This window comes from Mycobacterium sp. 1423905.2 (assembly GCF_001673155.1).
Lineage (GTDB): Bacteria > Actinomycetota > Actinomycetes > Mycobacteriales > Mycobacteriaceae > Mycobacterium.
On the sequence record NZ_LZLE01000138.1, the window covers coordinates 1 to 7,018 of the forward strand.

At 66.2% G+C, this 7,018-nt stretch carries 8 protein-coding genes; 7 read left to right on the forward strand and 1 reads right to left on the reverse strand.

Features of this window, described 5'->3' with window-relative positions; genetic code table 11:
• The 7 genes from A9W95_RS07765 to A9W95_RS07795 all read left to right on the forward strand — a co-directional run bounded on the left by A9W95_RS07765 (position 1) and on the right by A9W95_RS07795 (position 6,284).
• Positions 1-864 (forward strand): metal ABC transporter solute-binding protein, Zn/Mn family, encoded by an 864-nt coding sequence (locus A9W95_RS07765; RefSeq protein ID WP_082982957.1) that lies wholly within the window; start codon positions 1-3, stop codon positions 862-864.
• 9 nt (positions 865-873) lie between these two features.
• Positions 874-1,674, forward strand: a complete 801-nt coding sequence (locus A9W95_RS07770; protein ID WP_067410442.1) for a metal ABC transporter ATP-binding protein — start codon at positions 874-876, stop codon at positions 1,672-1,674.
• Positions 1,671-2,525 (forward strand): metal ABC transporter permease, encoded by an 855-nt coding sequence (locus A9W95_RS07775; protein WP_067410445.1) that lies wholly within the window; start codon positions 1,671-1,673, stop codon positions 2,523-2,525. The genes A9W95_RS07770 and A9W95_RS07775 overlap by 4 nt, the downstream gene beginning before the upstream one ends.
• An 83-nt stretch (positions 2,526-2,608) precedes the next feature.
• On the forward strand, positions 2,609-3,274 hold the full coding sequence (locus tag A9W95_RS07780; RefSeq protein ID WP_156746065.1) for a sensor domain-containing protein: 666 nt from the start codon (positions 2,609-2,611) through the stop codon (positions 3,272-3,274).
• Between the two features lie 64 nt (positions 3,275-3,338).
• Complete coding sequence (locus A9W95_RS07785; protein ID WP_067410451.1) at positions 3,339-4,097, forward strand: LamB/YcsF family protein; 759 nt, start codon at positions 3,339-3,341, stop codon at positions 4,095-4,097.
• A complete protein-coding gene (locus A9W95_RS07790) occupies positions 4,097-5,017 on the forward strand; it encodes an MBL fold metallo-hydrolase (protein ID WP_067410453.1) in 921 nt (306 codons plus the stop codon). Before A9W95_RS07785 ends, A9W95_RS07790 begins: the two co-directional genes overlap by 1 nt.
• Before the next feature lie 25 nt (positions 5,018-5,042).
• Entirely contained in the window at positions 5,043-6,284 is a 1,242-nt protein-coding gene (locus A9W95_RS07795) for an SLC13 family permease (protein ID WP_067410456.1), read from the forward strand.
• Positions 6,285-6,313: 29 nt separating this feature from the next.
• On the opposite strand, the gene A9W95_RS07800 is transcribed toward A9W95_RS07795, so the two are convergent.
• A partial coding sequence (locus A9W95_RS07800) for a helix-turn-helix transcriptional regulator (protein WP_172826579.1) occupies positions 6,314-7,018 on the reverse strand: 705 nt, incomplete at its 5' end.

Sequence of the window (7,018 nt, forward strand, 5' to 3'; positions counted from 1 at the left end):
CTGGTCGCTTCCGGCCCGCTGACAGCCTGCCACAGCGAAGGGCCCGCTCATCCGGGCGCGGTCGCGGTCGTGGCCTCCACCGAAGTGTGGGGCAGCGTCGCTCGTGCGGTCGCCGGCGGACGTCTGCCCGTCAAGTCGATCCTGACCGGCGCCGACGCCGACCCGCATTCCTACGAGGCCACGGCGGCCGACGCCGCGGCGATCGCCGACGCCGATCTGGTGATCTATAACGGCGGCGGCTACGACTCCTGGGTGGATCGAGTACTCGCCCGCCACCCGAGCATTCAGTCCATTGACGCATACTCGCTGCTGGGCGCCGCCGACGACGGCCAGACACCGGACGAACACGTCTTCTACAACCTGAGCGTGGCCAAGTCCGTTGCCGTCACGATCGCCGACCGGTTGGCCACCATCGACGCACCCCACGCCGCCGAATATCGCGCCAACGCCGCCGATTTCGTCCGCGAGGCGGATGCGATCGCCAACTCCGAGCGGGCCATTGCCACCAGTTATCCGGCCACCGGAGTGATCGCCACGGAACCGGTTGTGCACTATCTGCTGGCAGCGGCCGGGCTGATCAACCGCACACCTGCCGCCTTCACCATGGCCAACGAAAACGACAACGACCCTTCGCCGGCGGACCTGGCATCCGTTCTGGACATGATCGACCATCGGCAAGTCAAGGCGCTTCTGATCAATCCGCAGACCTCGACCGCCGTGACCACCGACTTGCAGGCGGCCGCCCGCCGGGCCGGGGTGCCCGTGACCGAAGTGACCGAGACACTTCCCCGCGGCACCGATTACCTGACGTGGCAACGCAATACCGTCAACCAGCTGACCGCCGCCCTGCGGTCCGGCCGCTGAGCGCTGGAGATGAGCCATGATGCAATCGCGCTCAGCGGCGCCCGGCTGGCCTTCGGCGAGCGCGTGTTATGGGACCACCTCGACCTATCGGTGGCGCGGGGCGAGTTCATCGCGGTGCTGGGGCCCAACGGCACCGGCAAGACGTCGCTGCTCAAGGTGTTGTTGGGACAGCTGCCTCTGAGCGCGGGCGGCGTGGTGGTGGACGGCCACCGCGTGCTACCGGGACGAAGCCGGGTGCCGCGCATCGGGTATGTGCCGCAACATCATCCATTCGACCGGGAGGTGATGCTGCGCGGAGGCGACCTGGTTCGGCTGGGTATCGATGGACGACGGTGGGGCGCGTTGCCGCTGCGATCCGCTGATCGTGCCGCGCGGCGCCAAGCCGTCGAACGGGCGCTCGAACAAGTGCACGGCGAGCGGTTGGCCACTGTACGAGTGGGCCTGATGTCGGGCGGCGAGTTGCAGCGAGTTCGGGTCGCCCAAGCGCTGGCTGGTGATCCTTCGCTGCTGCTGTGCGACGAGCCGCTGCTGACCCTCGATCCGGCCAACGCGAAGTTGGTGGCCGAGCTCATCGACCGGCGACGACGAGACGCCGGAACCACGGTGGTCGTGGTGACCCACGAGGTGAATTTCATCCTGCCGTACGTGGACCGGGTGGTGTATCTGGTCGACGGTCGCTTCCGGATCGGTTCCGTTGAGCAGGTGATGACCACCGAGACGCTGTCGGCTCTGTACCGCGCGGACATCCAAGTCGTGAAAGTGAAAGATCGTTACGTGGTGGTGGGTGCACCGAACGGGCATGCACCATGAACGACCGACTTGTCGACCTGCTGCACCATTTGTTCGCCTTCGATCTGACCGCGCACCTGCTGCGGCACGACTTCGTCCAGCAAGCGCTGCTCGCGGCGGCGCTGCTCGGCCTGGTCGCCGGGCTGATCGGGCCGTTCATCGTCATGCGCCAGATGTCTTTCGCGGTTCACGGATCCAGCGAATTGTCCTTGACCGGAGCGGCTTTCGCTTTGCTCACCGGGATCCACGTCGGGTTAGGGGCATTACTCGGCAGCGCATTGGCCGCCGCGTTGTTCGGTGTGCTCGGTCAACGCAGCCGCGAGCGAGACTCGGTTATCGGCGTGGTGCTGGCTTTTGGGCTGGGCCTGGCCGTGCTGTTCATTCACCTCTACCCGGGCCGCACCGGGACCGCCTTCGCGCTGCTGACCGGTCAGATCGTCGGCGTCGGCTACTCCGGTCTGGCCATGCTGGCGGTGGTTTGCGCGCTCGTCGTGGCGGTGTTGGCGATCTGCTACCGGCCGTTGCTGTTCGCGACCGTCGATCCCGATGTCGCAGCCGCTGCCGGGGTGCCGGTGCGGGTTCTTGGGATCGTGTTCGCTGCGCTGGTCGGCGTGGTGGCCGCCCAGGCAGTCCAGATCGTCGGAGCGTTGCTGGTGATGTCATTGCTGATCACCCCCGCCGCCGCGGCTGCCCGGCTGGTCGCCGCCCCGGCCGCCGCGATTGTCACGTCCGTGGTGTTCGCCGAGACCGCAGCGGTCGGTGGCATTGTCTTGTCGTTGGCGCCCGGCGTGCCGGTGTCGGTGTTCGTGGCCGCCATTTCGTTCCTGATCTACCTGATTTGCTGGTTGCTCGGGCGGCGCCGATACGGCTGAGATTAAGCTGGTACAACCGTTCGCCAGGGGAGGGAACCGTGCGCCAGCAGAGGGTGGTGCTCGCCGTGTTGGCTGCTGTGTGCATGCTTACCGCCGGGTGCACTGAAGTCGTCGAGGGCAGCGCCCTGGCCGCCGAGAAGGGGCCGTTGCGTCAGGCACCGATAACCGTATCGGCGCTGGAAGGGCTGCTGCTGGACTCCAGCCAGATCAATAGCGAGTTGAGTGCCACATCGATGAAGGTGTGGTTCAACGCCAAGGTGATGTGGGACTGGAGCAGCAGTGTCACGGACAACGATTGCCTGGCCGTGGACGGACCTGCCCAGGAGAAGGTGTATGCGAACACGGGATGGACCGCGATGCGGGGCCAACGGCTCGACGACAGCGTCAACGACTCCAAGAAACGCCAGCACTACGCCATCCAGGCCATCGTCGCATTCAGCACGGCGCAGGACGCCAACACCTTCTACACCAACCAAGTGCAGAGCTGGAAGAACTGTTCCAACCGGCGGTTCTCCGACGTCGCACCGAACCAACCGGACACCATCTGGACGGTGGCCTCGGCCGTCACCGACAACGGCACGTTGAGCACCTCGCAGGTGCAGGAGGGCGGCGACGGGTGGACCTGCCAGCGTGCCTTGACCGTCCGCAACAACATCTCGATCGACATCGTGACGTGCGCCTACAACCAAATGGGTTCGGCCGCAAAAGATATTGCTCTACAGATCGCCGCCAAGGCGGCTAAGCAATAGGGCCGCACCACATGTCCACCGGCGCCATCAGGTGATCGCCAGGAAGCCGCAATAGGCTAGACGGATGCCCGGTATCGATTTGAACGCCGACTTGGGTGAGGGGTTCGGCGTGTGGCGCCTCGGTGATGACGACGCCATGCTGAGAATCGTCACCAGCGCCAACGTAGCGTGCGGGTTCCATGCCGGAGATCCCGCCGGGCTGTTACGAGTATGCCGGTCGGCCGCCGAGCGGGGAGTGCGCGTCGGTGCCCAAGTGAGCTACCGCGATTTGGCAGGGTTCGGCCGACGTTTCATCGACGTAACCGCCGAAGACTTGCTGGCCGACATCGTGTACCAGATCGGGGCGTTGCAGGCCATCGCGCACGCGGCGGGCTGTGCGGTGTCCTACGTCAAACCCCATGGCGCTCTATACAACACGATCGTCGACCACCGCGAACAAGCAGCCGCGCTTGCCAAGGCGGTGCACGTGGTGGACCCAACGCTGCCGGTGCTCGGCCTGGCGGGCTCGGCCTTCTTCGAGGAGGCCGGTCGAGTGGGATTACGCACCGTGCCGGAGGCGTTCGCCGATCGCGCGTACACCGCGGAGGGCCGGCTGGTTTCGCGGCGGCAGCCGGGGGCGGTGCTGCATGACCCCGCCGAGATCGCCGACCGCGTGCTAGCGATGGTGACATCGGGGAAGGTGACCGCCGTGGACGGCAGCCGGCTCGACATTGCCGTGGAATCGGTTTGTGTGCATGGTGATTCGCCCGGCGCGGTGCAGATCGCCACTGCGGTGCGCGACCGGTTGCACCAGGCCGCGATTGACATCAGGGCGTTCTGCTGATGCGTCTGCGATTGGGCCGCCCCGATTTGAGCCACTATGCAGACCGGTTCAATGTGCCCGTCGCTGCACCGGATGCGCCGCTGGCGGTGACCTGGATGGGTGTGGCGACGCTGTTGATCGACGACGGTTCGTCGGCGGTGATGACCGACGGCTACTTCTCTCGCCCGAATCTCGTGCAAGTGGGGTTGGGCAAGGTGGCGCCGTCGCCGCCACGGGTCGACGGCTGTCTGGCTAGGGCCAAGGTATCTCGGCTGGCCGCCGTCATCCCGGTACACACCCATATCGACCACGTGCTCGATTCCGCCCTGGTCGCCGACCGCACCGGGGCGCGGTTGGTCGGCGGCGAGTCGGCGGCGAATGTAGGACGCGGTCACGGCTTGCCCGAGGACCGTCTTGTCATCGCGGGATCCGGCCAACCAATTGCGTTGGGCGCCTATGAGGTCACGCTGGTGAAGTCGCACCATTGCCCGCCCGACCGGTTTCCCGGCCAGATCGGTCAGCCACTGATTCCACCGGTGCGAGCATCGGCTTTTCGGTGTGGTGAGGCGTGGTCGACGTTGATCGAACATGGCCCGTCGGGGCGGCGGTTGCTGATCCAGGGCAGTGCCGGTTATGTGCCGGGTGCGTTGGACGGGTATCGGGCCGACGTCGTGTACTTGAGCGTCGGTCAGTTGGGTCTACAGCCGCGCTCGTATCTGGTCGAGTATTGGGAGCAGGTGGTTCGGGCGGTCGATGCTCGACGGGTGGTTCTGATCCACTGGGATGACTTCTTCAGCCCGTTGTCAAAGCCGTTGCGCGCGTTGCCGTATGCCGGTGACGACTTGGACGTGTCGATCCGGGTACTCGACGAGCTGGCTAGCGCTGACGGAGTCGAGGTGCACATGCCGACGGTGTGGCGCCGCGAGGACCCGTGGGCGTGACGGACTCGGGGCCCTGAATAACGCCATGGCGCTGACACTTTCATTGTTGCTGCTTGCTGTGGTTCTTGGTTTCGCCGTGGCTCGTCCGCGGGGTTGGCCCGAAGCGGTGGCGGCGGTGCCGGCTGCGGCGGTGCTCGTCGTGGTCGGCGCGATCTCGGTTCGTCAGGCGGTGCAGGAAATCACCGGGCTATCGGCGGTGGTCGCCTTCCTGGGCGCGGTGCTGGTATTGGCCAAGCTGTGTGACGACGAGGGCCTGTTCGAGGCGGCAGGCGCGGCGATCGCCCGCGCGCAATTGGGGTCGGCCGGCCTGCTGGGGCAGGTGTTCCTGATCGCCGCCACCATCACCGCGGTGCTCAGTCTGGATGCCACGGTGGTGTTGTTGACGCCGGTGGTGCTGGCCGCGGTTAATCGGTTACGCACTCAGGTGCGTCCGTATGCCTACGCCACTGCTCACCTGGCCAACGGGGCGTCGCTGTTGCTACCGGTGTCGAACTTGACCAACTTGCTGGCATTTCATCTGACGAAGATCTCCTTCACCAAGTTCACGTTGGTGATGGCCCTGCCGTGGTTGGGCACGGTGGCCACGACCTACTTGGTGTTCCGGATGTTCTTCGCCAAAGATTTGCGCGTGCAACCAGATCCGGAGCGATTGGTCCCTGCGCCGCGGCCACCGGTCTTCGTGCTGGTGGTGGTCGGTCTGACGCTGGCTGGATTCGCGGTCGGTCAGTCGGTGGGTGTGGCGCCGGCGTGGGTGGCGCTGGCCGGTGCCTCGGTGCTGGGCGTGCGCAGCTTGAGCCGTCGGCACACCTCGGTGACCGACATTGCGCGCTCGGCCAATGTCTCGTTTCTGGTGTTCGTGTTGGCGCTGGGCGTTGTGGTGCAGGCCGTCATGGTCAACGGTATGGACAAGGCGATGTCGACTGTGCTGCCGTCCGGCACGGCATTGCCCGCCCTGCTGGCGATTGCCGCTGTGGCGGCGGTGTTGGCCAATGTGGTCAATAATTTGCCCGCGACTCTGGTGTTGCTGCCGCTGGTTGCCCCCAGCGGGGCGGTGGCGGTCCTGGCGGTGCTGATCGGGGTGAACATCGGCCCCAACCTGACCTACGTGGGCTCGCTGTCGAACCTGCTGTGGCGCCGGGTACTGCGCCAGCGCGGAATCGAAGCCAGCGTGGGTGAATACACCCGGCTCGGACTGCTCACCGTTCCAGTGTCTCTGGTGGTAGCGGTGGTGGCGTTGTGGGCGAGCGTGAAATTGGTTGGCACTTAGCTTTCCCCCGACCCGGTGGCACCGACGGGTCAACGCGATCCGGGTCCCGATCGCATGATCGCGGCCAACTCCTCGCGGGACTGGGCGCCCACCCGTTGGCAGGCACGGTAGACATGGCCCTCGACGGTGCGCACCGACATCACGAGCTTCTCGGCTATCTGGCGGTTGGAGTAGCCGGCCCCGACCAGTTCGATGACGTCACGCTGACGCCCCGACAACTTCAGACCCGACGGAGTCCGCAGCGCCGGTGTGCACAGGCCACCACACTCGTCGGTCAATTCCCGCGCCAATGCCGCCGCATACAGGCCGCGTTTGTGCTGCTGACTCTCGTCGAACGCAACGGCGGCCTGAGCGGCCGCGTCAGCGGCCGTGGCGGCGTCACCGATTTGCCGGTATTGCCCGGACGCCGCCAGCAGCCCAGGCCCATCGCCGGCCAACAGCGACTCGGCGTGCACGGCAACCGCATCGGCCAGCGGCAGCGCTAGCGCTTGGGCCAGCTCGCGTGCCCGGGTCGCATGCGAGGCATCACCCCACTGCGCCGCGGCCTGTATGCAGGCCAGTTCATGAGTGGGTTGGCCGCGTTCCCGGGCCAACAGCGCTGCCTCATGCGCACTGGCCACGGCCTCGCGTAGCCGACCATTGGCCGCGAGCGCCCAACCGCTGGCCAACGCCAACCCGGTGTGCATGAACAGGAAATCGGTCGGCACGCAGCTGCGGGCCTCGGCCACAACGTC

Bases quoted from the DNA above. Each gene is read 5' to 3' on its own strand.
- A9W95_RS07780 (WP_156746065.1), top strand. From the start codon at position 2,609: ATGCTTACCGCCGGGTGCACTGAAGTCGTCGAGGGCAGCGCCCTGGCC.
- A9W95_RS07775 (WP_067410445.1), top strand. From the start codon at position 1,671: ATGAACGACCGACTTGTCGACCTGCTGCACCATTTGTTCGCCTTCGAT.
- A9W95_RS07770 (WP_067410442.1), top strand. From the start codon at position 874: ATGAGCCATGATGCAATCGCGCTCAGCGGCGCCCGGCTGGCCTTCGGC.
- A9W95_RS07785 (WP_067410451.1), top strand. From the start codon at position 3,339: ATGCCCGGTATCGATTTGAACGCCGACTTGGGTGAGGGGTTCGGCGTG.
- A9W95_RS07795 (WP_067410456.1), top strand. From the start codon at position 5,043: ATGGCGCTGACACTTTCATTGTTGCTGCTTGCTGTGGTTCTTGGTTTC.
- A9W95_RS07790 (WP_067410453.1), top strand. From the start codon at position 4,097: ATGCGTCTGCGATTGGGCCGCCCCGATTTGAGCCACTATGCAGACCGG.